Below are 24,556 nucleotides of genomic sequence, written 5' to 3'. Positions count from 1 at the left end.
CCCTGCGCGTCGTTATTTTTCATTGGTTCTGATAGCATTCTCTTGTGACCTGGTCGAAGTTCTCCAGGAACGCCTCGATATCTTTATCCATAATCAGCTGCTGCACATAGACGGCCGTTTCATTTCTCAGGGAAGGCGGCCATTCATTTGCCGACATGCTTGCAAATTTTCCGTCCTCAATATCCTTTGTCAAAGTCTCAAACTGAGGTACGTCCACCTTTACGCCCTTGATCAGATTCGGATTTTTGTCCGCGTCCGCATATTTCTGCGCCACCTCCGGAGATACGAAATACTCGACGAATGCCAAAGCTTCCTCCGGGTGCTTCGTTCCTGAAGAGACGGACACTGCCGTATCCACAGAACCGCATGGCCATGGCTCCACTCCCTCAACAATTTCAGGAAAATACATCCAGCCGATTTCTGTTTCCGGATTCAGGCTCTGTACAAGGGACAAGTCGTATGTTCCTCCGAGAATGAATCCCGCCTTTCCGTTCGCGAACGCGTTTTTCATATCATCAGGAGAAGTTCCAAGAGAATTGCCGTCCGTATTCTCCCTAATCCTCAGATAGACTTCCAGATATTTTCTCAAATCAGGATGGTCTTTATAAGAGGCCTCACCTGCCGCAACCTTTTCACTGAATTTGTAGAATTCGTGGTCGATATTAGAACCGATAAAGCGGTCAAATACATTTCCCAATGCAGCCACATCTTTATCCGGGCACGCAAAAGGCGTCACTCCTGCTTCTTTGAGGCGTTCACATGCCGCCCACAGATCGTCCAACGTCTCAGGCTCTGCGATCCCCAGCTCTTTAAACATTCCCTGATTATAAAACATCGCTCCGGAATTGATCGTCACCGATACCGCATAGTCTTTTCCGTCTTCATGCTTTGTGGATTCTCTGATGCTTTCTAGCATTCTGGTAACACATTCCTGCTCTGAAAGGTCCATCAGAAGCCCTTCTCCCATCATGTTCTGAAACAGTGTCTGTGACGGCCACGTCTGCAATATATCCGGAATATCGTTTGTGGCAATTCTGGATAGAAGCTGTTCCTTTGTGCCATGCTGCATGGTGATTTTAACATTCGGATGCTCCTCTGTGAAATCATCAGCGATCTCCTCCAGTATGTCGATATTTTCCGGTTTCAGGAAAAACATATCCAGTTCCACCTGCTCCTCTGATGATGACTGACGCTGCTCTTCTGTTCCTGTCGCCTGATTTTTCCCTCCGCAGGCAATCAGCGATGCCGCACACGCTGCGGCCATGATTCCTATCATTATATTCCTTCTTCTGCTCATTTCCTTTCCTCCTCCGCATATTCTATGGTGGTTTTATTATAAGCTTTTATATTCGCAAAAAAATACCCGCAAAGAACTTATTTTGCCATTTTCTAAGATTGCCCCATTAATTACCAGATATTTCCATTCGAATAAATTGTATTTTCCATCTATTTATTTTATAATATTTGAAAATACTTACAACAGGAGAAGCGTATGTGGAATCTGCCTATAAGAAAAAAAATTATACTGCTCACGTTTTTGCAATGTCTGATTGTCATAACATTCTTTTTATACTCTGCTGTCAATGCAGTTCAGGACAGGCTGCAGAAATATCTGTCTCAAAACAATGCCGCCGGCGCTTATATCCTGCAGAATTTCTCAATGAGAACAGAGACGATTGCCGATTTATCCGCATTTCCCATTACCCAAATTCCCGGCTCCTATAAAAATACGGTTTATTCCTCCTTATCCCACGATACTTTTCTGTCAAATTACAGCGAAACACGGCTGATTGCCGATAATATTATCACTCACCTGAACAATAATAAATCCCTCCAGGGAATCAGTATTTACGATTTAAACGGAAATGGAATATACTGCCAGGCAAATGACATCGACTACTTTTTTACAAAAGCCTCCTCACAGAGTCCATGGTTTCAATACGCCCTTAATCGTTCAGGCGGCGCCTGCCTTTTTCCTGTTAACTCCATTAAAGACGCGGTAAAGGGGGATCACTCCCCCTCCTGTTATTACATTGCCCGCGCTGTCATGAATGTAGAGCGGTACCGTCCCGTGGGACTGATTGTCCTGAGCATTTACAGTACCGACCTGGATGAATATTTTTCCAAAGTAAAACCATTTTCCAACCAAACATATGCTGTCATGGAAGGCGGCCGTTATATTGCCGGGGATCTGTTCCCCAGCCCCGAGATCATAAGCCGTCTGGCGAATACGGAACGGCCTTTTTTATAAAAAAGAAGGTCCTTCATTCAGCCTGTACCAGCTCACAAGGGGAGACACGTACCAGGTTGTCATACAGACACCTCTCAATAACATCAGATATGCCGTTTCCGGTATACATATTATGTTTTTTATAATTCTAAGCATACTTTTGTTGTCCATTGTCTTCTTTTTCCATCACGTTCTGCAGAGCATTAATCGTCCTATCACTCAGCTGGCCGCCGCATGCAATCAATTGGAATTAGATTGTTTTCCAACGGTAGAAGACGGAAATCTTTCTCCGGAACTCTACATGCTTTCGTCCGCCTTCAATAAAATGAGCCGGCGCATCGAATTTCTCGTCAATAAAATTTTGAGAAAGGATATTTTTGAAAGGGACCTGGAACTTCAGCTTTTGAGGACACAGATCAATCCTCATTATCTTTACAATACTCTGGAATGTATGCGTATGAGAGCTTATATCAATAAGGATTACAAGGTCTCGGAAATGGCGGAGCTCCTGGGACACAACCTGCAGTACGGGCTGCGTAATACAGGAGCGGAAGTGACACTGAGAGAAGAATTCCTGCGTCTAAATGAATATATTACGCTCATGTCCTATCACTATGAAAATGCAATTCATACGAATATCTGTGTTCCCGATGAGCTCCTGTCCTTTAAAACGATAAAACTATTGTTCCAGCCCCTTGTAGAGAATGCCATCGTCCATGGAATGAATCAATCAAGCCGGATCGATATTGACATTTTAGGATACCAGGAGGACGGCCGGCTTTATTTCACAGTATCCGACAACGGAAACGGCATTTCTCCAGGCGAGCTGGACGCCCTGAATAAAAGGCTTAACGATACCTCTCTTTCTTCCTCTTCCATCGGTTTAAAGAATATAAGCCGTCGTCTGTCCCTGTATTACGGCGAGCCTACGGATTAAAAGTAACCAGCATCTGCGGAACAGGAACCGTCATAACCATCTGTATCCCAATCAAACAGTAAGGAGGACTCTTTTATGATACATCTGCTGATTGCCGACGACGATATAACGATTCTGGAAGGACTTTCCCGGTTTATTTCTGAAAACTTCCCCGATACATTCCATATTCATACGGCCGAACATGGAATTCAGGCACTTAATATCATGAAAAAAACGCCTGTTCACATTCTCCTCTCCGACATAAAAATGCCCATGCTGGACGGAATACGGCTGATTGAACTCTTAAAACAGGCCGGATATGGATGCAGTACGATTATTTTAAGCGGATATGATGATTATCCGCTCATCCGGACCGCTCTGAAATCAGGCGCCTGTGACTATCTTCTCAAGCCGGTTAACTTCTCCCTGCTGACAAAGACCCTGGACGAACTCCTGTCTTCCATGCAGTCCATCCCTCCTGTCTCTGCAGATGGGCTGAATGCAGAAAACTTTCCTGCCTCGTTATTGGAATCCAGTTCGTCCCAGCCTGAATTTTATGATATTCCCGCAGCCAAAAATCCATTTATAACAATCAACACCTTGAATGATTTCCTGGAAAAGGCTCAGATCTATATGATTAATTCCGATCGCGAACATACGATTTATACCTTGAATCAGTTTTTTACCCACCTTCATCCTGACCTGATTGCGCAGGAGGATATCAGAGATATTTTAAGCCAGTTCATTTACAATTTAATGCGCCGGAATTCCAGTATGATAAAAATCATATCAGATTACAAGCTGACTGATCTGGACGTTTTAAGTTGTATAAAGAACATGCCTACCTTGTCCCAGCTTCAAGTTCACTTTATCCGGATTATAGGTGAATACACGGAAAAGCTGCAGGCTCTATGTGAAGCAAACGAAAACCATATTGTAAACAAAGCGGTGCTTATATAAACAACAATTACCAATCGGAGCTGCTCCTGGAAGACGTCGCAGGCCAGTTTCATCTTCATCCAAACTATTTCAGCCGTCTGTTCAGAATCCAGACGGGAACCACCTTTCGTGACTGTCTCAGGAACGTCCGTATTGAAAAAGCCAAAGAGCTCTTAATTCATTCCTCATGTAAAATAAGTCAGATCGCGCAGTCTGTCGGATATCAGGATATTGCCCACTTTAACAGGGCATTTAAGGATCTCACAGGAACAAGTCCATCCCATTACAGAAAGGTGTTCTCTGATGTGCAGTCTGGTTGACGGAACATCCTTCGCCGTCTCTGAGCATCGTCCTCTGAAGGCACTATTTCTTGTCCCACCCATACAATAATAGCGGATGAGTATATACTCATAAATGATCCATTGAGAATAAGGCGTGTTGAAGTTATGATGGGTGACAACAACAATTATTATTGCAGCCGCTGCAATGCATGTTATGGACAGTGCTGCTGGTCCTGCCGGAAAAATAGTTTTGCATTATTCGGGTATTTGTATATAATAGATAAGTGAAAGCAAACGTAGGAGAAGTGAGGTAGCGATATGGCTATGTGGAACCCGTGGCGTGGATGCCGCAGACACAGCGACGGCTGCAAGTTCTGTTATATTCATAAAGGTGATTTTAAAAGAGGAATTGATACGAATAAAATTAATAAAACCGATCACTTTTATGCCCCCGTCGCAAAGAATAAATCGGGTGAATATAAGATGAAATCGGGACAGACAGTTTATCTTTGCTTTTCTACTGACTTTCTAATTGAAGAAGCTGATTTGTGGCGCAGCGAATGCTGGCAGATGATACGGGAGCGTTCTGACCTGCATTTCATTTTTCTGACGAAACGAATTGAACGTTTTATGGAATGTATTCCTGACGACTGGAACTATGGATATGAAAATGTTACGATAGGGTGCACGGTCGAAAATCAGGACCGGGCGGATTACAGATTATCGATCTTTAATGAACTGCCCGTTAAGCACAAAAATATAATCTGCCAACCTTTGATAGAATCCATAAATCTTGAGCCATATTTAGATAAAATTGAACTGGTTGTAGTCGGCGGCGAATCCGATCAAAATGCTCGTCCTCTTGATTATGATTGGGTACTGAATATCCGCAGGCAGTGTGTGGAACGCAATGTCCCTTTTGAGTTCCGGCAATGCGGGACACATTTTATTAAAGACGGTAAAAAATATAAGCTGAACGTCCGCGATTTATGCAGTCAGGCCAAGAAGGCCAATATCAATTTTCAGACGATATGAGGCCCCATTTTTCAGTTTATTTCTTAATAACATGTATTAAAGAGGGTGTTGCAAAAGTAAATTTCGCAGCACCCTCTCTTTTTTACATGGTTCTTTCCTTCTATCTATGAATCGTATGATTGTCTGTCAGCTCACATAGTTCAGATAACAATCGCAGATTTCCGAAACCGTATTGCCGTCCAGCTCAAATGTAAAAATCATGCCCCACGGGCGACTCGCATTGCCATACAGCAAATCCGATACACTCCCCGCCTCTGAAGCCGTGTAATTCCAGAACTCTCCTGACGGCCAAAGGCCGACTGAAATCCCCTTAGGTACATAAATCGTCACATTCGCTTTACGGATGCCCGTATCCAGCTCTGCATAGTCCTCGGGTTCACCGTCTGAACCCACCATATTGGAATAATCTCCGTAAACCTGGGCATCGTAGACATTTCCAGTCACTTCATACCTGTCACCCAGATCATTCACGGTAAACCCAATCATCATCCAGGTGCTGCTGCTGCTGATTCCTTCCATCGGATCATCAGAAGCCTTTTTCATCTCTTTCGTCTGAACCTGCCCGTCAACCGTCCATGCCCCGCTGTCGTTTACTTCACTTCCATCGACAATTGTATTGACCGCCAGATATCCGTTCTGATCAAAATAGTAGCATTCTGCCGTTCCATCTCCGTTGCCGTCAATCCACTGCCAGTTTCCTGTCGTATAATCTCCGCCGGCATTCTGCCAGCGCCATCCTTGTCCGTCCTGCTGCCATGCCGCAAACGAAGCGAATGATAACGCAGCTGACAGGACCATCGAACATGCTGTTGTCAATAAAAGTTTTCTTTTCATACACATCCTCCTTTGTAAAATCTTTTTCTGCTACTCCCTGTTGTATCCATGAAGATTCATCCTCTTCCTTCAGTCAATGAATTTTCCAGCAGGCAGGCCGTTCCCTGTTTTTCAGCACCAGGCTTCCAGAACGGAATCACGCTTCCCATATACTGCCTGATCAGCTCCGTCCTGTCCTTCCCCAAAATCCCCGCCATTTCTTCCAACGTCAGATGTCCCTTGGAATAAATCCTTACAATATTCAGGGAATCACTCCCTATTTTTGCTACAAACTCAAGCTGTGTCATAATTCGTCATCTCCATACATAATTCGTCAGACTGTCCCCTCGCCAGCATAATAATATATGCCGGAATGATATCATTTATACCAGATAATTTTAGCTTTTATCCGTTAAACCTGTTATCTTTTTTCTGTAAAATAACCGTAAACAGACTGCCCGAAATATATGGAATGTGAGCTATTTCGTCTTTGTAAGGTCATAGCTCTCAGAGATCATCCGTTTTATATCTCCATCCGGTACACTTCCATCCAATATAACCGTATTCCAGTATTTCTTATTCAAATGATAACCAGGCTGAACACCGGAAAACGCCTTTCTCCAGAAATCCACCCACTCCGGATCACACTTCACATTAATGCACACGCTGCCGTTTCTCCTGTAAATCCAGGCGAATACCTTTTTGCTGCTCTTATGCCTGATTACCGCCCATTCCTGATCCCTGAACGGATAATCCTCATATACATCTCTGAGGGTAAGGCAGTATTGAATCAGATCCTGCTTTGTCTTCATCTGTTTTATATTTTTCTTTTCCATTTTCTATTTACCAATCTCCTGAGACGCTTTATATTAATATCAGATAATCATATTCTGCAGATAAATTCATGATTTTCATACAGACAGGGAGGATTTATTATGAATGAAAATACAGTTGATCTCTTTTCGCCGGAATCGTTCTCTCATTACAGCCAGCTCATCAAAAAAATCGCAGTCAGCTGCGGCGTTCCACGGGATAATTCCGATGATATCGTCCAGAATGTATTTCTAACTATGTATGAAAAATATCCTCCTATGGGCTCTCTGCAGACGAAAGGATTAATCACGGTGCTGTCTAAACACCGTTCTGTTGATTATCTGCGCAGAATGTCTAAACTTCCCACCCTGCCCTTAAGTGACCAGATCGAGAATATACCTGCTGATGATCGCGGACTTACGGACCTCTTTATAGAAGATTCCTATTCATTGCTGATCGAATTCATCCGTTCCGACCCGAGACTGCGCAGAAGACTGCGCCGGAAACTGAAATATTTAGCAAAATCGTCGGATGAAACCGATATTTTCAGCCTTCTGTCGCAAAGCTGCATTGTGGATAAGTATGGAAGGACCATCACGTCCGACAGCTCACAGATCATGGCGCAGATCAAGGTGGATGTTTCAGAAGTCAACGAGCGGTTGATGAAAGAGCTGGCAGCCAATCCATCCCTTCTTCACCAGCTCAGTCCCCGCCAGTTTGAAGAAGTCATGGCAGAATTATACAGAAAGCTGAACTATGACGTTTCCCTCACACCGGCAGCTCACGACGGCGGCGTTGACATTTTCCTGGCAACACATTCTGATATCGGCGCCTTTCTCTTTGCAGTGCAGTGCAAAAAGTACGCGCCCAACAGGCCCGTAGGCGTTTCTGTGATCCGCGAACTGTACGGCGCCCAGACCATGGGGCGGTACACAGGCAGCATCGTAGCTACTACTTCCTACTTTACAAAAGATGTCCATAAATTAATCCAGGAGGAACGACTCCAGCATCAGATCAGCCTTCAGGATTACAGCCACATCTGTGGACTTCTAAAAAAATACCAGAAGGCCAGATCAGGCAGGTCTGGCAGTTGAAGAAAGAAAGAATAAGATCAGAATCAAGGCGCTGACCGACATGGAAACAGCCAACGCCTTCCTACCTCTGCGCCTTTTCCACGCCGTAAGGTATACGGTATCAGCCACATCCAGTACGAACACAAACTGCAGGAGCGCATGCCAGACTGCGGCGAGAGCCGTCATCCGGCCGCTTCTCACCATGGCAATCATGTAGGAAACCGCATACATCGTTCCGACAAACAGAATGCAGTAATCAATCCACATAAACAGCATTGCAGGGATCAGTCCTGCGATAAACACCATCACCAGGCCAAGTACGAACGCAATCAGAAAATAGACTATAAAAAAGGGCATGATTCCATATTTCATAATCATCATGGAATCCATCAGAAACTCTTCATTTTTCTGCCTGCACCATACAAAGGCCATTACGCAGTTTGCCAGACCAAGAATGATATTGATACCGATTCCTGCTGCAAAAAACATAGGATGTTTCATCGATGCCAGAAGCAGCCCGGCATTTACGTACAGGCACAGCACAAACGCCGCAGGCAGAATATATCTCTTATCTTTTATCACTGCTGTCTTCCTCCATTTCCCTTACGCGCTACGGCCTGCATTTCTGACACGGATCATATCCCTCTGAAATCAAAGAAGAACGATTTGCCGTCTTCGTGTCTTTATTTTCCTCTTTCATCTGTGCAGTGCTGTCACACCAGCTGTAATGGAATTTTTTCGTCTTGGTATTGAGCACATACGTCTCTTTCTTTTCCCCTTTTGCACCGCTGTCTCTTTTATTTTCTGCCGACGATCCTTTCGGCTCTCCTGCCACCCAGCTGTCAGAAGGCGGCACATTGAAAGAGATATTCGTTCCGTCGCTTTCTGCCACTATGGCGCCCTCTTCGTCCGTACGATATACCTTAATTCCCATAGACCGGAATTTATTCAGCGTCTCGGCATGGGGATGGCCGTAGCTGTTGTTTTCCCCGCAGCTGATTACGGCCGCTGCCGGCGATACCGAATCCAGGAACTCCTGGCCGGAAGACGACCGGCTGCCATGATGGCCCGTTTTGAGCACATCAGCCTTGAGATCCATTCCAGCCTCCAGCATATCATATTCCGCCTCTTCTTCCGCATCACCCGTAAACAAAAACCTGTTGTCTCCATGCCGTACCATCAGCACAATCGAGTAATTATTCGTATTGTCGTACGTTTCTCCCGACGGAGCGAGAACCGTAACCTCTGCATCCCCCAGTGAAAACGTGTCTCCCCTTTCCGGATGTTCCAGAGAAATGGATTTATACCTGATGGCCTGTATCACATCGTCGTATGTCCTGGTGTCCGATTTTTTATCTGGCATCAGAACGTGATCAGCCTGAAACTTTGTAATAATGACGTCTAGTCCGCCGATATGGTCCTCGTCCGGATGAGTTCCTATGAGGTAATCAAATTTCTTTATCCCCTTGCTCTGAAGGTAATCCTGAAGCTCGATGCCTCTGTCATTTTTCCCTGCATCGATCAGCATATTATGGCCGCCGCACTGCAGAAGCGCCGAATCTCCCTGCCCCACGTCGATAAACGTCACTGTCAGAGGTTCGATTTCTCCTGCTGCTGATGATTTTGCCTGTACTCCGCTTTCAGAATCTGCCGCTGCCCCTCCTGACGCCTGGCTGCATCCTGTATTTCCTGCGATCAGAGCTGCTGTCAGAGCCAATAATGTCAGATAATATCTGATTCTGTCCTTCATAGCCGTCATTCTCCTGTCATCTAATCTTTAGTCTTTTTTCTCTGCTCGAAATTTCAAATGATTTCGGCTCTCATTCTCCGGGATATGTGATTCCCCATGATTTTCTCAGCCCATCCATCATCTCCATCATCCGGATCGTCTCCTCGTGAGGCATCTGAGGGCACTCGATCCATCCTTTTTCCAGAGCCTCTATACAGCTCTCTACCTCATACTCATATCCGGTAATCTGCTCAGGGCACGCGATTTCCTTCACGATCTCCCTGTCGCTTCCATAAACCGTAATTTTCTGCGGATTATTGATATTTTCGATTTCCATGTATCCCTTGTCGCCGTATATTATTCCCTTTCTGTCACTCATTCCTGTCATGGTGGCATTGAGAACCGCCATCCGGCCGTCACGGTAACGGAAGGTTATACTTTCCTGTGCATCCACCCCCAGGTCTGTCAGCTGCACGCTGCTGTCAATCCCTTCAATATCATCTCCAAAAGCCATAACAGCGAAGTTTAACGGATAGACCCCCACATCCAGCAGCGCCCCTCCTGCCAGCTCCGGCTTCTTCAGCCTCTCTTTTCCTGCAATGCTGTATCCCAGATTTGCCGTCAGCATACAGGTCCTGCCTATAATTCCGGAATCGATCTCTTCCCGGATCATTTTTCTCATAGGCATATACCGCGTCCATATGGCCTCTGTCAGAAGGAGCTTCTTTTCCTCCGCCATATGAAGGACTTCTCTCGCCTGTTTCGCATTAACCGTAAATGACTTTTCACAGAGCACGTGTTTTCCATGTTCCAGGCACAACCGGATATGGTCCGCGTGATGAGAGTGGGGCGTTGCGATGTAAACAAGATCCACCCTGTCATCCTGTACCATTTCTTCATACGAGCCGTAGAATTTTTCAAATCCATACGCGTGAGCAAAGGCTTCCGCACGTTTTTTATCCCTTGCCGCCACAGCATACATGAAAAACCGGTCGTTTCCTGCCGCTTTCATACCGTTTAATGTTTCCGCCATAATTCCGGCAATATTTCCTGCGCCCAGAATTGCTATACGAACCATATCTTTGTCCTCCTGACCTTATTTATACTCTGCATTCACTCCATATCGGCTTGGCAGATATAATATCTATACTATAGATATTATACCATATCCCGCATATTCGAACAAGCATTTGCTTTTTGCGCAGTAAAAAGGGCGTTGTAAAAGTCGAATTAGCATTGCTACTGATACCAGATTGCGTTCCAGGCAGCAGCCAAGTCACTACATCTGGTATCAGTGGCAATGCTTTATTCTTTTTTACAACACCCTGTTACTGTTTTATACTATCCGATCATGTATTTTCTGACCAGCCTGCAAAGGTCGTCGTATCCTCCCAGGAATGTGGACAGCGTATCTTTAAATCCTCCGTATGTCACGAATTCTTCCGGTTTCATGCCGTCTGCATCGAAGGACTTGTGGAATTCCGAAATTTTGTTCAGTTCCTTCATGTAGTTCCCCGGTACAGGATCGTCAATTCTGGAGATCACTTCGATATCGCACGCGTTCAGCCTCTTGTGCCAGCTGTAATTGATCGTCTGCGCCAGATCTCCCCCGATCAGCTGCGACCAGTGGTAATGATTTCTGTTGGCTGCCGAAAGAAGCCTCGTCGTATAGCCTTTTTCACGGTAAATCCTGTAAGCCTCTTTGATAACGGCTACGCCGCCCCATTCCAAAGCTTCCGGATCTACGACCATTCCCGTCTTTGTCACATACTGCTTTAACCAGTCGTCCGTACGTCCGATCATAATCGTGCATACAGGTCCCATGTCATCTACGGGAAGACCTTCTGCTTTTCTTCTGTTCAGCCCTCTTTCTACGGCTTCCGCCACCGCCACGGCCTGTGCAACTGTGAAGGACACCGTCGCATTGATGCTGGCTCCCCTATATGTGCACTCTTCCATCGCCTTAATTCCGGCTTCAGAAGCAGGCATCTTTATCATCATATTTCTGCCAAGGCTGTTCAAATGCATGGCCTGTTCTACCATTTTCTCCGTATTTCTATAGTATTTCGCATTTGTCTGAATGGAAAGACGTCCTTTCTTTCCTCCGAACTTCTCATATACAGGAAGAAGCTTTTGGGAACGGAGCGCGCCTACTTCGTCGATCAGGGCCCATGCGATTTCATCTTCCGTAGCGTCCGGCATCTCCTTTGCCAGTTCCTTAATCCTCGGCTCCCAGATACTCATCTCATTATTAATTACATTTCCTACGATAATCGGGTTGCTGGTTGCGCCTACAATCCCTCTTTCCAGCCCGTAATCCAGCTCCTCTTCTCCGCAGGAATCCATCCAGATATCAGTCATCGGGAATTTCACCGCGCACTCATGAAGTTTGCCTAAATATTTGCTCATAATCCTTCCTCCTATTCCTGGACCGTACTGTCCCATGCTTCACAGAAAACGCCGATTCCATATGTAGTAAAGGGATGTTCAAAGCTGGCTTTATATACATCCAGACCGCATGTGACGATATCCGCTCCCATTTCAGCGAATTCGGCGATCTGTTTTCCATTGCGGACAGCCGCTACGATAATCTCCGTCTTGTAATCTTTTTCCTTATAAATATTTACGATCTTCTGCAGATAAGCGACAGCGTCATCTCCGCTGTTCTCCTTCCAGCCTACGAACGGGGAAACGAACTTCGCGCCCAGTTTGGCAGCCGGAATTGCCTGTGACGGAGAGAATACCAGGGTAACGTTCGTCCGCACGCCCTGCTGCTCCAGCTTCTTGGCCGCAATCAGGCCCTGCTCCGTACATGGAATCTTAATTGCATAATTTGGTGAATAGGAAGCCACTTCCCTGGCCGCCTCTACGATGTCTTCCCACTTGTCTAAATGTGGATTGATTTCAAATGATACAGGGAATTTGTCGGCGCCTTCCAGATCGTTCTCCTTCAGCCACTGAGCGATGTCCTTTACGATCTGCATAAACGGCTTTCCGCTGTTTTTAATATGCCTCGGGTTGGTGGTCACTCCGTCGATACAGTAATTTTCATAAGCGTATTTAATTTCATCCAGCTTTGCACTGTCCAGAAAATATTTCATTGTCCTGTCTCCTTTTCTTCCGCCTGCGGCGGCCCTGTTTATGATTACCCGCGATACTTTCCAGCCTTTATATCCTATTTTTCCGCCTTGTCGTATATCTCTTTTTCCAGATCATATACCTGTTCTCTTGCGCCCTTCAGAAACTCCTGTCTCCATGGTTCCAGATTCTGGGTAAACCCTGTGTTCAGGAATTGGTCGGCCATATCGCAGCCCAGTTCCGGACCGATCATCCATCCGCCCATCGTGAGCACATTGGCATCATTGATCGCCCTGCACTTGTTTGCAGCATACGTACTCTCACATACTGCGGCGTAAACGCCTTTATATTTGTTGGCTACGACCGCCATTCCCATGCCTGTTCCGCAGATCAGAATTCCCCTCTGGAACTCGCCGCTCTGTATCTTTTCCGCAACGACAGGGGCCACTTTAAAATACGGCTTTGGCTCCTCTTCCTTTAAAGTCCCTGCGTCCTCCACTTCATAGCCGGATTCTATCAGATGAGCCTTCACCGCTTCCTTTAAATGAAATCCTGACTTATCCGAACCGATCACTACACGTTTTTCATCCATCATCTCGTTCCTTTCTTCTTAGCAATCACTTCCTTTGCCGCTTCTGCGATATCCTTTGCCTTCAGACCGTATTTCGTCTTCAGGAATTCCGTAACCCCTACTTCTCCGAATGATCCCTTACTCCGATCCGTTTCATAATAGTTGGAAGGTTTTCTCCCAGAACTTCAGCCACAGCGCCTCCCAGGCCGTTCAGAATCGAGTGGTTTTCCGCCGTCACGACGGCTCCCGTCTTGGCAGCGCTCTTTAATACCAGTTCCGTATCCAGAGGCTTGACCGTATGGATATTCAGTACCTCTGCATAAATTCCTTCCTTTTCCAGTTCATCCGCAGCTTCCAGAGCCTCTGCAGTCATGATTCCGCTGGCAATGATTGTTACGTCGCCGCCCTCTCTCATCACAATACCCTTTCCCAGCTGGAAGTCACAGTTTTCATCGAAAATCTTCACTGCATTTCTGCGCAGCAGCCGGATATAGACCGGCCCGTCATGATACATGATCTGCGGAAATGCTTTTCTCAGCTGTGCGCTGTCCGTAGGTTCCACGATGGTCATCCCCGGAATGTTTCTCATGACGGCCACGTCTTCCATACTCATGTGGGTGCCGCCGTTCAGCTCTGCCGTAACTCCCGGGTCACTCCCCATAATCTTGACGTTAAGCCCTGCATAAGCCACGGAGAGAGTGACCTGGTCGCAGACCCTCCTGGTGGAAAAGGGCGTAAATGTGTGGGTGAAGGGAATCTTTCCCATGGCGGCCAGTCCTGCTGCCGTTCCGATCATATTCGCCTCTGCAATTCCTACGTTTACCGTTTTCTCCGGATATTTTTCTCCAAATCTCGTCGTTCCGGCCGCTTTCATCAGGTCTGCTTCCACAATTACGAGGCGGTCATCCTTTTGTGCATATTCTTCCAGCAGATCCACATACGTTTCTCTCAGCCATCTGTCTTCCAGCATCATCTCAATTTCCTCCCTCATCCAGCAGCGCAACCGCCTTCTTCCACATGTCTTCCGTGATATTCATATTGTGGGAAGCTACAAGGTTTTCGCAGAAATATCCACCCTTTCCCTTTACCGTATTGAGAAGAATCATGGAAGGGCGTCCCGTCACTTTTTTCGCATTATCAATGGCCAAGAGAATTTCTTCTATATTATGGCCGTCCACAGACTGCACGTGCCATCCGAAGGCCTCCCACTTTTTATCCAGCGGATACAGCCCGTTGACGTCCTCAATATAGCCGTCCAGCTGCATCTTATTGTAATCGGTAAAGGCGATCAGATGATCCAGCTTTCTGCTTCCTGCCATCATAGCCGTCTCCCAGATCTGTCCTTCCTGGCTCTCTCCGTCTCCGATAATCGTATAAATGTATAAGTTTCTTTTGTCCATCCGCACCGCTTCCGCCATTCCGGCCGCAGCGGAGAATCCCTGTCCAAGGGAACCCGTCGTCATATCAATTCCCGGCGTCCGTTTCATATCGCAGTGCTGGGCAGGTTCGTATTCGGCCGGTTTAACGTATCCAGTTCTTTGACGTCCATGTAGCCGCTCAGGGCCAGAGCCGCATAAAGTGCAGGTCCGCCGTGGCCTTTTGACAGAACCAGCCTGTCCCGCTCCTCCATCTTCGGATTTTCAGGATCGATGTTCATCACGTCGAAATACAGTGCTGCCAGTATCTCGCAGAGAGACAGGGAACCTCCGATGTGGCCGACTCCCAGCTTTCCGACGGATTCCAGGGTGAGTTTTCGGATTTCTCCGGCCTTTTCATAAAGCATTTCTGTTTTTTTATTCATTTTTTCACCTCGCCGCCTTCTATAATATGGATTTTAACAGCGCACACACCGTTTCCTTGTTCATGGCAGCCGGCGTCAGCTGAATGATGGCTGCTCCCAGGCCTACCTCGGCGATGTGCTCCAGATTTTCTTCTTTCACGCCCAACTGGCTGAGGCGGACGGGCATATTCATGCTCTTCATCAGTTCTTCTACGCCGTCGGCAAAGGCGTCGACCGTGTCAAAACCGGCGTACCGTGCCATACGCAGCATCTTTTCGCCTTCCTGCTCCCGGCTTACGCGGATAAATGCAGGCAGGGTAATTGAACACGCCGTCCCATGGCTGGCTCCGAACTCCGTCGTCAGCGGAAAGCTGATTGCATGAATACCTGTCGTCCTCGTCTGGCTGAAGGAGATTCCTGCAATCAGGCTGGCCGTAATCATGGCTCCCCTGGCTTCCCTGTCATCCGGCTGTTCGTATGCCTTTTTGATATTGTCCAGAATCATCTTTACCGCCCCCAGAGAAAGCATATCGCACACCGGCACGGATTCTTTATTCCAATAGGCTTCGATCGCATGGCAGAATGCATCCATTCCCGTGGAAGCCGTTACTGCAGGCGGAAGCGTCATGGTCAGGTCCGGATCGATCACCGCATAGTCGGCCCAGAATTCATCCGTAACCATAGGCATTTTGATTCCCGCCTTTTTATTTGTAAATACGCCTACATTCGTCACTTCGCTTCCCGTTCCGGCGGTCGTTGGAATACAGATCAGACCTGTTGTTCTCTTTCCCAGCTTCCTGCTGCCTCCAGCATAATAATCATAAATGCTGCCTTCATTTGTAATGAGGCAGGATACGATTTTCGCGACGTCCAGTGAGCTTCCCCCGCCCAGGCCTACTACACAGTCAGCTCCCATGGCTCTGGCCTCATTTGCCGCCTCGTCCACGCTTTCACAGGAAGGATTTGGCTCGATTTTGCTGAAATATGCCACATTTTTTCCTTCCATCGTATCACCGATCGCTTTTGCCGTACCGTTCTGATAAAGAAACGGATCAGAAATTATAAAAACATTTTTACCTTCTATGTATTCGTTCAGTTTTTTCGACAGACCGCTTTCATACCGCACATCTGTCGGCATACAGAATTTATATTTACCTTTCATACTTCCTCCAGTTCCGCAGGAATCATTCCCGCAAAGTTACATCGCATGTTCCAGTTCTCCTGCATCCTTTTTCTTCTGTTCCATCAGGATTCCCAGCGCTCCCATCAGCACGACTGCCATTCCGGCATACTGCTTTCCGCCCATCGTTTCATCGAAGAGAAGAAAGGAAATGGACGTCGCTACCACCGGCATGAGCAGCAGAAATACCTTGACCAGCCATACAGGAAAACGCCTCAGATCATAATAGTAGACAACGTAAATGAGGGTCTGGCCTATTCCTGCGCAGATCAGGGCTTTCAGCAGAAAGCCATCGGAAAACATCAGTTTCAGCTGTCCTGCCGTTCCCATAATCAGGGATGTGACCGTAAACAGGAGCATGGTCACGAAATTGTTGTAAAAGGCCACCACGTCATCCTTTACAGGATTTCTTTTATCCAGCTGTACGCTCTTGATGACAAATGCATTGATGGATACGAACAGGGCGCTCAGAATAAAGAAGATATTGCCTGCATCGTCCAGACGAAACGTTGTCAAATCGATTCCCATGACCATCAGGACTCCAAACAGCATGACGAGGGTGTACAGCCAGTCCCGGCGGCTGAACTTCTGTTTATAGATCATTACGGAAATCAGATTGACAAACAGGATATCGCATTTTAAAAGTGCGGTTCCGCTTCCGGCCGGTGACAGTGTCAATCCTACAAAGGCCGTAAGATCCAGAAGAAATCCGAGAACGCCGATTAGAAGCAGCCTTAAAAGAACGCCGTCCACATGGAGCAGATCTTTCATTTCCCTTCTCTTTGTCATCAGGACGCTCAGAAGAAGGAATGTGATAAAACGGATTACGATTCCTACCGTAAATACGGACATCTTTCCGACGGCCTTCTGGCTGGCCACATAATAACAGCCCCATATGAGAGCCAGAAGAAAAAGCGGAATCACTTTTTTTTCTGCTCATCCTAGAAGACACCTACAATCTTGAGATACTTTTCAGGCGCCGCCATCAGATCCTTAAATCCCTGCATAGTATCTTCTATAGAATTGCGTACATCGATCAGCGGCATAACATCCACTCTCTTGTTATAAATCATGTCGATGCATTCCGGAAACTCATTATAGCTGCAGCGGCTTCCGAAAATATTCAGCTCTTTTCTGAGTACTCTCGGCTGGTTAAAGTCAATCACTCCCTTTGCCCATCCGACAAGGCCGATTCGGCCGGAATTGGATACGACTTCCATGGCATCGTTAATCGCTTTCTGAGAACCGGAGCATTCCAGTACGACAGGGGCCATATCTCCTCCCGTCAGATTACGGATCGCTTCAATCGCATCCTCTTTCGCAGGATTGATGGTATATTCCACGCCCTGTTTCCTGGCAAATGCAAGCCTTTCATCCATTACGTCCATTAGGATCGGTTTTGCGCCGTATGCCTTGCAGCACAAAGCTGCCAGAAGGCCGATCGTACCTGCGCCGAAAATCGCAACAAATTCTCCGCCTCTCACGTTCGTCCTGTGCACTCCGTGAAGGGAAATGCTCAGAGGTTCCACGGCTGCCGCCTCTTCCCATGTCATGTCATCAGGAAGCTTATGTAAATATTTAACAGGATGGGACACCCGCTCCGCCATGGCGCCTTCCATTCTGACGCCCAGCACGTTTAAGTTCTCACAGTTATTGAAAATGCCTTTTCTGCATGCATAGCATTCGCCGCAGTAGAAATACGGTTCCAGAGCAACCTTGTCGCCCGCCTTCAGGCCTTTGGCGTTTTCTCCGATTTCCTTTATCACGCCCGCTGCCTCATGGCCCATAATTCTCGGATAGGTCATCGTCGGGTTGGCCCCCTTTAAAGCCGTCACATCAGATCCGCATATTCCTACAGACTTGATTTCGATCAGTGCCTCTCCCGCTTTTGCCTGCGGCTCCTCGATTTCCTTAATTTCAATTTTTCCCGGCTCTTCAATATAAATCCCTTTCATGAATGTATCCCCTTTCTTCTACCTCTGTTTATTCATTCCTTTACCACCATTTAATCTGTGACGTTACATACTCACGCAGATCCACGAATTCCTTGGATGAAATATCCCGCGGCCTCGGCAGATCAATTTTAAGCTCTTCCTTTATTGTAGTCGGCTTCTGTGACAGGATCAGACATTTGTCAGCCAGATACACCGCCTCTTCTACGTTATGGGTGATGAAAATGACCGTGCTCTCCGTCGCTTTCCAGAGCTTGATTACCTCGTCTTCCAGGTAATATCTCATTTTAATATCCATCTGTCCATAAGGCTCATCCATCAAAAGCAGGTCCGGATGAAGAGCAAAGCTCCTTCCGATTACGATTCTCTGCTCTGTTGACGTACTCAGCTCGTGAGGATACGATTTTCTGAATTTTTCCAGCCCCAGCAGTCCCAGAATTTCGTCTGTTCTCTCTTTGATCAGGGAGGCGCTGCAGCCCTTTGTCTCCAGACCGTATCTGATGTTTTCTTCCACTGTTAGCCAGGGAAATGCGGATGGTTCCTGGAACACGAAAGACAGGTTGTGCTTTTTCGGATCTGCCGGTTCTCCGTCTATCAGGATATCGCCTTTCGTGGGTTCCAGAAGCTTTACGAGAAGGTTCAGAAACGTGGTTTTACCACAGCCGGTTGGCCCTACAATACATACAAAATCACCTTTTTTTATATCAAACGATATATCGTCGAGAACCTTCAGATCGCCGAAGCACTTCGTCAGACCTCTGACTTTTACTTTTACATCTTCACTCATAATCGCCCTCCTATAGTGCCAGGTCCGTATTGGCTACGATTTCGTTTCTCAGCTTGAGGAACGCGTCATCCGTATAATTTCGCGGCCTCGGCAGATCCGGAACGTATTCCTTTTTCACACCGGTCGGATGACCTCCCAGCAGGATGATTCTGTCGCCCAGGTAAATTGCTTCCTCTACATTGTTGGTGACAAATATTACGGTACGCTTGTCCTTTTCCCATATTTTTAATATCTCGTCTTCCATGGAATACCTCGTCTGGGCATCCAAAGCGCCGAACGGCTCGTCCAAAAGCATGATATCCGATTCGCTGGCATACGCTCTTGCGATCCCCACTCTCTGCTTCATGCCGCCGGAAAGCTGTTTTGGTATGGACTTTTCAAATCCCTGAAGTCCTACGAGGTCGATATATTTCTGAGCGTTTTTACGCCTTATTTCCTTGTTCACGCCTTTTAGCTTCTGGTTCATCTCCACATTTCCCATAACGGTTTTCCACGGAAACAGCGCATACCGCTGGAATACGATCCCCAAGTCGCCCATTTTCGGCTTCCCGTCTACGAACTCGATCGCTCCGGACGTCGGTTTTTCCAGGCCGGCCATAATATTCAGAAGCACCGTCTTTCCGCACTGTCCAGGCCCTAAAAGAACAAGGAATTCGTTCTCTTTTACATCGATCGTCACGTCTTTTAAGACCTCAGTCGTCTTATCCTTCTGGTAGAAGGTTTTCGATAAATTCTTGATTTTTATTTTGTCTTTGAGAACTGCCATGGACAAAGCACTCCTTCCAATTTTGTTAGAGTAAATGACAATATGCTGTTTACAACTCCGATCGCCAGCATGCAGACGACGATCAATGCCGTATCTCCTGATTCCTGGCCGCGGACGATGAGGAATCCCACGCCCTGCTTCGCCACGATCATTTCCGCCGCTACAACGCACATCCAGCCGCTGGAAAGGGCTGTCTTGATACCTGCGAGAATTGCAGGCACCGTTGCCGGCAGTGCAATTTCCATCAGGAGCTGGCGCTTGTTGGCTCCCAGCGTCTTTCCCGCATTGATCAGAAGAGGATCGATATCCTTGATTCCGGAGCATGTATTCAGTACGATCGGAATGAAGGAGCCGATAAATACGATGAAGATTTTCGGCATTTCTCCTATGCCAAACCACATAACCACCAGCGGAATCCATGCAATCGGAGGAATCGGACGGAGAATTTCAAAAATCGTTCCAAACACTGCATTGAACTTTGCGCTCCAGCCCAGGCCCACGCCCAGGCCTACGCCTGTAATCACGGCCGCCACGAAAGCGATCATAACTCTCCGCAGGCTGGCCAGTATATGTACAATCAGCGTTGCATTCGATATCGGATGAAAAAGAATATCTACAAATTTTACCGCCGTAGCAACAGGCGTCGGAAGCAGCGATCCTTCCTTTCCCGCCAGGACAATCCAGATGATGAGAAATGCTCCGATGGATACGACCGGCAGGAACATATATAGTTTTTGTCTTTCTGTTTTTGCCATTATTTATACCTCCATGGTGCAACTTTCTTTTCGAAACGTCCCAGAATCCAGGCCATCAGAGCGCCTGTACATCCGATCGTCGCCATACCTACTACGATGATGTCGGGACGGATCAGCGTACGTCCCATCTGAATCATATATCCAAGTCCCTTTGTGGAAGCCAGCATTTCCGCCGCTACCAGGGTGGACCAGGCATTGCCTAGGGAAATTCTGACGCCTGCAAATACCATGGACATGGAAGAAGGAACGCATACCTTCGTAAATATCTGCCACTCGCTGGCCCCAAAGGTCTTTGCCACGTTAATCAATGTCTGGTTCGTCAGCTTGATTCCCAGATAGGAATTGATGACGCAGGGCACGAATGCGGAAATAAAAATGATGAATACTTTTGCCGGAAAGCCGATTCCAAGCGTCAGGATTACGATCGGGATCCATGCAATCGGAGGAATCGGACGGACAATTTCAAATAAAGGTGTCAGAAGGGAATCCATGATCCGGAAGTATCCCATAAACAGCCCTAGCGGAACTCCTATGATAACCGCGGTCAGGAATCCGGCCAGAGAAAGCTTCAGGCTTGTAAGGAAATGGACGATAACAGTCGCTCCATCCGGTTTTGATACGGTCAGCTTTGTTATAAATGTCTTAATCGCCGTAGACGGCGCACACATCACTCGTTCTGAAACGAGCCCGCATTGAATGCACATCTCCCATGTACCGAAGAACAGGACAATTCCCAGCAGGCTGAGCAATACTAATTGTGTTTTTTCATTTTTGCTTTTCAAAATACCACCTCTCCTTAATGTTTATAGGTTAATCATTTTACTGCAAATGGTTTTTTATTTCCTCCCCTCTATATGCGCGAACCATTTCAGCGTTTGTTCTGGATTTCTTTTTTGCGCTTTTTGCTGTCCTCTGTAATAGTTATTTAATTTAATTAATTAATATTATAGTTACGTCTTTCTTTGAAATCAATTGTCATATTTTATAAAATAATCCACAATATTTTGTATAATATCACGTTTTTACTTTCTTTTATTGTTTTTATTGCTCCTTTATATTATAATGACTTTATATATATTCACATGGAAATATTTTATTATTTATTTGAATTAATTATTATTTTCAGGAGGTCTTATGTATCCTAAGGGTCTTAATTTAGAAAATGTAAAAATCACAAATCGTTCCTGTGTTCTGCGCCTGCTCTTTTCGGACACGCCGCTTTCCAGGACGACGATCTCCGACCGCCTGTCTCTGACGCAGGCGACCGTAACCACAATCTGCAATGATTTTTTAAGGCAGGGGCTGATCCTGCAGCAGGAAAGCGTGGCCTCTTCATCCAAAGTCGGCAGGAAGCGCTCTCCTATCGCAATTAATTACGATTACAAGCTGATTCTGGCCATTGACATTCACGGATCCAGCATCACGCTTTCGATTGTCAATCTGCACGGGGATGTAAAAGCAGCTGAATCTTTTCTTCTTCCCCCGCAGGAACCGAAGGACTTTTTCAGGGCGATCGCACAGCGCTGCATTCATCTGCTGTGGATCAACAACATATCGCCCTCAGATATTCTGGGAGCAGGTGTCACCACCCTTGGACCGGTAAATCACGTGGACGGAGTCAGCCTCCATTCATTTACCTTGTTCGATACTCCCGTTCCATTTAAGGAACTGCTGGAAAAAGAGCTGCCCTTTCCTGTTTTTGTGGAAAGTAATGTATGCGCCTATCTGCGCGCGGAACTTCTCTATTGCGACAGTTCCTCCTTCCGGAACGCATTGATACTCAAGTGGGGACCTGGTGTCGGTTCCGCTTCTGTAATTGACGGAGCGCTTTTCAAGGGACACAACTACCGGTCTTCCGAGCTGGGACACAATTACGTGGACTCCCAATACGGAATCCGCTGCAAATGCGGTCATGTAGGCTGTCTGGAAACGAAGATCTCCCTGGAGTGCATCATCAATCTGATTCTGTATCTGACTTCCAAAGGCAACAGCAGCCTGTTAAAGGAAGCAGCCGCAAAATACGGAGCGCCTTCCAAAGACAATATCCTCCACTATCTGAAGGTACAGGATCCGACCCTTCAGTCTTATTTAAGGGAATCCTGCCACGCTCTGGCCGTAGCGACCAACAATGCGATCCAGATTCTGGCTCCCGACCGGATCATTCTGTACGGAGATATCTTCGAAAGCGATGAGATCATTCAGCTTTTCAAAGAGGAAATTCAGGGAATTAATCCTGAAATTGAAAGCGCCCTGTTCGCCAAAAGCCCGCTGAACAGCGAGAGGCTCTATATCGGCGCTGCTGCCGTTGTCATCGAAGAGCTGCTGATTAAAAGCGGTGGAAGCTGAGGTTAAATCAAAAGGCTGCGAACGAGTTGTAACTGAGAAAAATCACACAATGCCCTCGATATCAGAACGGGTTTTAAAGCGGCCGTAAAGTCACTTCATCTGGTATCGGGGGCATTATTATTGCTTGTCGGCCGTATTTAAAAAGGGTGTTGCAAAAAGTCGAATTAGCTGTGCCACTGATACCAGTTTCCGTTCCAGACAGTGGACAAGTCACTTCATCTGGTATCAGTGGCAATACTTTATTCCTTTTCGCAACACCCTATTATGTATCTTACCGCGATGTCTGCTCTAAATAATATCTAAGTAATATCTGCTGCAATCGCTTGCTTCTTATAGCTTACTTATTTTTTCCGTACTTTTCAGCCAGCTTATCGATAAACTGTCCGTCAATAAACGTATTGTCCATCAAAGCCTGTTTGTCAGCCTCTTCGATCTTTCCCTGGGAAACGAAGAAGTCAATAACCTTGCCCATCTGTTTGTCTACTTCTCTCTGGCCGTACTCGCCCTTGAACAGTTCGATTTCTTCATCCAGAGTTGGAAGCGGACGTTTCTCCGCGCTCTTCTTTGCGATTTCCAGATCCAGTTCCAGACCGTTTTCCTTGCCGAAATCGTAGAGCAGCTGAGACTGTTCATCCAGTTTGTCCGTGTACTTTTCACTGGCCTGTAAATAGATATCCAGCCATGCCAGCACTTCTTCCGGTTTTTCTTTGATGGCCTTATCGGAAGCTACCACAACGGTAGGCATCACTTCTCCCGTGGCCTTGCCGGAAGAAATACATACCCAGTCTTCTTCTGCTGCCGAGAATCCCTGCGGATCCCACAGACACGCGATATCAGCCTGCCCCGCCTTGAATGCGGTGAATGCCTGAGGCACGTCCATGTTGATAATTTCCACGTCTTCATCGGTCAGGCCCATTTTTTCCAGCGTTGCAATCAATGTAAAGTGGGCGCTTGTAGACGTAGGACAGAGGATCGTCTTGCCTCTCCAGCTGTCTGCATCACCGTAAATATCAGGATATCCGTCCACTTTTCCGCTGATCTGTGCCACATCGCTGTCCGGACGCGCCCAGATGGTAACAGCCTCTGTATCAGGAGCAGAGAGTGCGATCACATGGAGATTGTGAGCAACGCCTCCCATAATAGATGGCGGGGATCCCATGGCTCCCACATCCCATTCCCCTGCTGCCAGGGCTTCGTTCTGTGCCGGGCCAGATGTAAACATCAGCATCTTCGTCTCCAGTCCGGCAGCCTCGAACATTCCTTCCTTTTCCGCAATATAGCTTGGAAGGCTGTGGCTGTACGGCTGGTGGCTCAGGGTGATCTGCATCTTTCCTTCTTTTCCCTCGCCGGACCCGCCGGAACTGCCTTCTGATTTTCCTCCGCCGCCGCATGCTGCCAGAGCCAATGCTGATGCGAGAACAATCGCTGTCACTAACAGGTTTTTCTTCATTTGTTTTCCTCCTTGTTTTTATTTTTTCATTTCCCTTCGGCTTTGATTTACATTTCTTAATA

Annotated in this window: 24 protein-coding genes and 2 pseudogenes; 6 read left to right on the top strand and 20 right to left on the bottom strand. The window is 46.8% G+C overall.

Annotation, left to right across the window (positions count from 1 at the left end):
* Positions 1-19: 19 nt before the first annotated feature.
* A complete protein-coding gene (locus DXA13_RS14480; protein ID WP_118245381.1) occupies positions 20-1,297 on the bottom strand; it encodes an extracellular solute-binding protein in 1,278 nt (425 codons plus the stop codon).
* Positions 1,298-1,492: 195 nt separating this feature from the next.
* Here DXA13_RS14480 and DXA13_RS14475 point away from each other — a divergent pair, with 195 nt between their 5' ends.
* The 4 genes from DXA13_RS14475 to DXA13_RS14455 all read left to right on the top strand — a co-directional run bounded on the left by DXA13_RS14475 (position 1,493) and on the right by DXA13_RS14455 (position 5,401).
* Positions 1,493-2,251 (top strand): cache domain-containing protein, encoded by a 759-nt coding sequence (locus DXA13_RS14475; protein WP_118245379.1) that lies wholly within the window; start codon positions 1,493-1,495, stop codon positions 2,249-2,251.
* Between the two features lie 223 nt (positions 2,252-2,474).
* Entirely contained in the window at positions 2,475-3,167 is a 693-nt protein-coding gene (locus DXA13_RS14470) for a histidine kinase (protein ID WP_181995689.1), read from the top strand.
* Positions 3,168-3,242: 75 nt separating this feature from the next.
* Complete coding sequence (locus tag DXA13_RS14465; protein ID WP_118245375.1) at positions 3,243-4,106, top strand: response regulator; 864 nt, start codon at positions 3,243-3,245, stop codon at positions 4,104-4,106.
* A 578-nt stretch (positions 4,107-4,684) separates the two neighbouring features.
* A complete protein-coding gene (locus tag DXA13_RS14455) occupies positions 4,685-5,401 on the top strand; it encodes a DUF5131 family protein (protein WP_118245373.1) in 717 nt (238 codons plus the stop codon).
* 126 nt (positions 5,402-5,527) lie between these two features.
* Here DXA13_RS14455 and DXA13_RS14450 read toward each other — a convergent pair whose 3' ends face one another.
* The 3 genes from DXA13_RS14450 to DXA13_RS14440 form a co-directional block, all read right to left on the bottom strand.
* Positions 5,528-6,235 carry a hypothetical protein gene (locus DXA13_RS14450; RefSeq protein ID WP_118245371.1) on the bottom strand — a complete coding sequence of 236 codons (708 nt, stop codon included), beginning with the start codon at positions 6,233-6,235 and terminating at the stop codon, positions 5,528-5,530.
* Positions 6,236-6,291: 56 nt separating this feature from the next.
* The gene (locus tag DXA13_RS14445) at positions 6,292-6,522 is read right to left on the bottom strand and encodes a hypothetical protein (RefSeq protein WP_118245370.1); all 231 of its coding nucleotides are present in this window, start codon (positions 6,520-6,522) and stop codon (positions 6,292-6,294) included.
* A 171-nt stretch (positions 6,523-6,693) separates the two neighbouring features.
* On the bottom strand, positions 6,694-7,050 hold the full coding sequence (locus DXA13_RS14440; RefSeq protein WP_347559873.1) for an MmcQ/YjbR family DNA-binding protein: 357 nt from the start codon (positions 7,048-7,050) through the stop codon (positions 6,694-6,696).
* A gap of 99 nt (positions 7,051-7,149) precedes the next feature.
* Between DXA13_RS14440 and DXA13_RS14435 the strand changes: the two genes are divergently transcribed.
* Entirely contained in the window at positions 7,150-8,121 is a 972-nt protein-coding gene (locus tag DXA13_RS14435) for a restriction endonuclease (RefSeq protein WP_118245368.1), read from the top strand.
* On the opposite strand, the gene DXA13_RS14430 is transcribed toward DXA13_RS14435, so the two are convergent.
* The 15 genes and pseudogenes from DXA13_RS14430 to DXA13_RS14360 all read right to left on the bottom strand — a co-directional run bounded on the left by DXA13_RS14430 (position 8,101) and on the right by DXA13_RS14360 (position 21,480).
* Positions 8,101-8,682: a hypothetical protein gene (locus tag DXA13_RS14430; RefSeq protein WP_118245366.1), complete on the bottom strand. Its 582-nt coding sequence runs from the start codon at positions 8,680-8,682 to the stop codon at positions 8,101-8,103. The genes DXA13_RS14435 and DXA13_RS14430 overlap by 21 nt on opposite strands.
* 28 nt (positions 8,683-8,710) lie before the next feature.
* Positions 8,711-9,850: an MBL fold metallo-hydrolase gene (locus tag DXA13_RS14425; RefSeq protein ID WP_118245364.1), complete on the bottom strand. Its 1,140-nt coding sequence runs from the start codon at positions 9,848-9,850 to the stop codon at positions 8,711-8,713.
* Between the two features lie 70 nt (positions 9,851-9,920).
* Positions 9,921-10,907, bottom strand: a complete 987-nt coding sequence (locus DXA13_RS14420; RefSeq protein ID WP_118245362.1) for a Gfo/Idh/MocA family oxidoreductase — start codon at positions 10,905-10,907, stop codon at positions 9,921-9,923.
* A 263-nt stretch (positions 10,908-11,170) separates the two neighbouring features.
* Positions 11,171-12,238, bottom strand: coding sequence for a transaldolase family protein (locus DXA13_RS14415; RefSeq protein ID WP_118245360.1), 1,068 nt, complete (start codon positions 12,236-12,238; stop codon positions 11,171-11,173).
* 11 nt (positions 12,239-12,249) lie between these two features.
* The gene (locus DXA13_RS14410; RefSeq protein ID WP_118245358.1) at positions 12,250-12,930 is read right to left on the bottom strand and encodes a transaldolase family protein; all 681 of its coding nucleotides are present in this window, start codon (positions 12,928-12,930) and stop codon (positions 12,250-12,252) included.
* 74 nt (positions 12,931-13,004) lie between these two features.
* Positions 13,005-13,502, bottom strand: a complete 498-nt coding sequence (locus DXA13_RS14405) for an RpiB/LacA/LacB family sugar-phosphate isomerase (RefSeq protein WP_243009154.1) — start codon at positions 13,500-13,502, stop codon at positions 13,005-13,007.
* Positions 13,499-14,451, bottom strand: a pseudogene (locus tag DXA13_RS14400) (transketolase C-terminal domain-containing protein). The gene DXA13_RS14405 and the pseudogene DXA13_RS14400 overlap by 4 nt, the downstream one beginning before the upstream one ends.
* A 1-nt stretch (position 14,452) precedes the next feature.
* Positions 14,453-15,279 (bottom strand): annotated as a pseudogene (locus tag DXA13_RS14395) (transketolase).
* Positions 15,280-15,298: 19 nt separating this feature from the next.
* Positions 15,299-16,420: an iron-containing alcohol dehydrogenase family protein gene (locus tag DXA13_RS14390; RefSeq protein ID WP_118245356.1), complete on the bottom strand. Its 1,122-nt coding sequence runs from the start codon at positions 16,418-16,420 to the stop codon at positions 15,299-15,301.
* Between the two features lie 36 nt (positions 16,421-16,456).
* Positions 16,457-17,362, bottom strand: coding sequence for a DMT family transporter (locus DXA13_RS14385; protein ID WP_243009153.1), 906 nt, complete (start codon positions 17,360-17,362; stop codon positions 16,457-16,459).
* A gap of 17 nt (positions 17,363-17,379) precedes the next feature.
* Entirely contained in the window at positions 17,380-18,393 is a 1,014-nt protein-coding gene (locus DXA13_RS14380; RefSeq protein ID WP_118245354.1) for a zinc-binding alcohol dehydrogenase family protein, read from the bottom strand.
* Positions 18,394-18,433: 40 nt separating this feature from the next.
* Positions 18,434-19,177 (bottom strand): ABC transporter ATP-binding protein, encoded by a 744-nt coding sequence (locus DXA13_RS14375; protein WP_118245352.1) that lies wholly within the window; start codon positions 19,175-19,177, stop codon positions 18,434-18,436.
* 10 nt (positions 19,178-19,187) lie between these two features.
* On the bottom strand, positions 19,188-19,943 hold the full coding sequence (locus tag DXA13_RS14370; RefSeq protein ID WP_118245350.1) for an ABC transporter ATP-binding protein: 756 nt from the start codon (positions 19,941-19,943) through the stop codon (positions 19,188-19,190).
* A complete protein-coding gene (locus tag DXA13_RS14365) occupies positions 19,919-20,698 on the bottom strand; it encodes an ABC transporter permease (RefSeq protein ID WP_118245348.1) in 780 nt (259 codons plus the stop codon). The genes DXA13_RS14370 and DXA13_RS14365 overlap by 25 nt, the downstream gene beginning before the upstream one ends.
* Positions 20,698-21,480, bottom strand: a complete 783-nt coding sequence (locus DXA13_RS14360; RefSeq protein WP_243009152.1) for an ABC transporter permease — start codon at positions 21,478-21,480, stop codon at positions 20,698-20,700. Before DXA13_RS14360 ends, DXA13_RS14365 begins: the two co-directional genes overlap by 1 nt.
* A 352-nt stretch (positions 21,481-21,832) precedes the next feature.
* On the opposite strand from DXA13_RS14360, the gene DXA13_RS14355 reads away from it, so the two are divergent.
* Positions 21,833-23,044 (top strand): ROK family protein, encoded by a 1,212-nt coding sequence (locus DXA13_RS14355; RefSeq protein WP_118245346.1) that lies wholly within the window; start codon positions 21,833-21,835, stop codon positions 23,042-23,044.
* Positions 23,045-23,381: 337 nt separating this feature from the next.
* Here the strand turns inward: DXA13_RS14355 and DXA13_RS14350 are convergent, their stop codons facing one another.
* Positions 23,382-24,494: an NrtA/SsuA/CpmA family ABC transporter substrate-binding protein gene (locus tag DXA13_RS14350; protein WP_118245344.1), complete on the bottom strand. Its 1,113-nt coding sequence runs from the start codon at positions 24,492-24,494 to the stop codon at positions 23,382-23,384.
* Between the last annotated feature and the right edge of the window lie 62 nt (positions 24,495-24,556).

Origin of the sequence: Clostridium sp. AM58-1XD, assembly GCF_003464085.1 — a bacterium.
GTDB lineage: Bacteria > Bacillota > Clostridia > Lachnospirales > Lachnospiraceae > Lachnoclostridium_A.
This window is presented reverse-complemented; position numbering and strand designations above follow the sequence as displayed.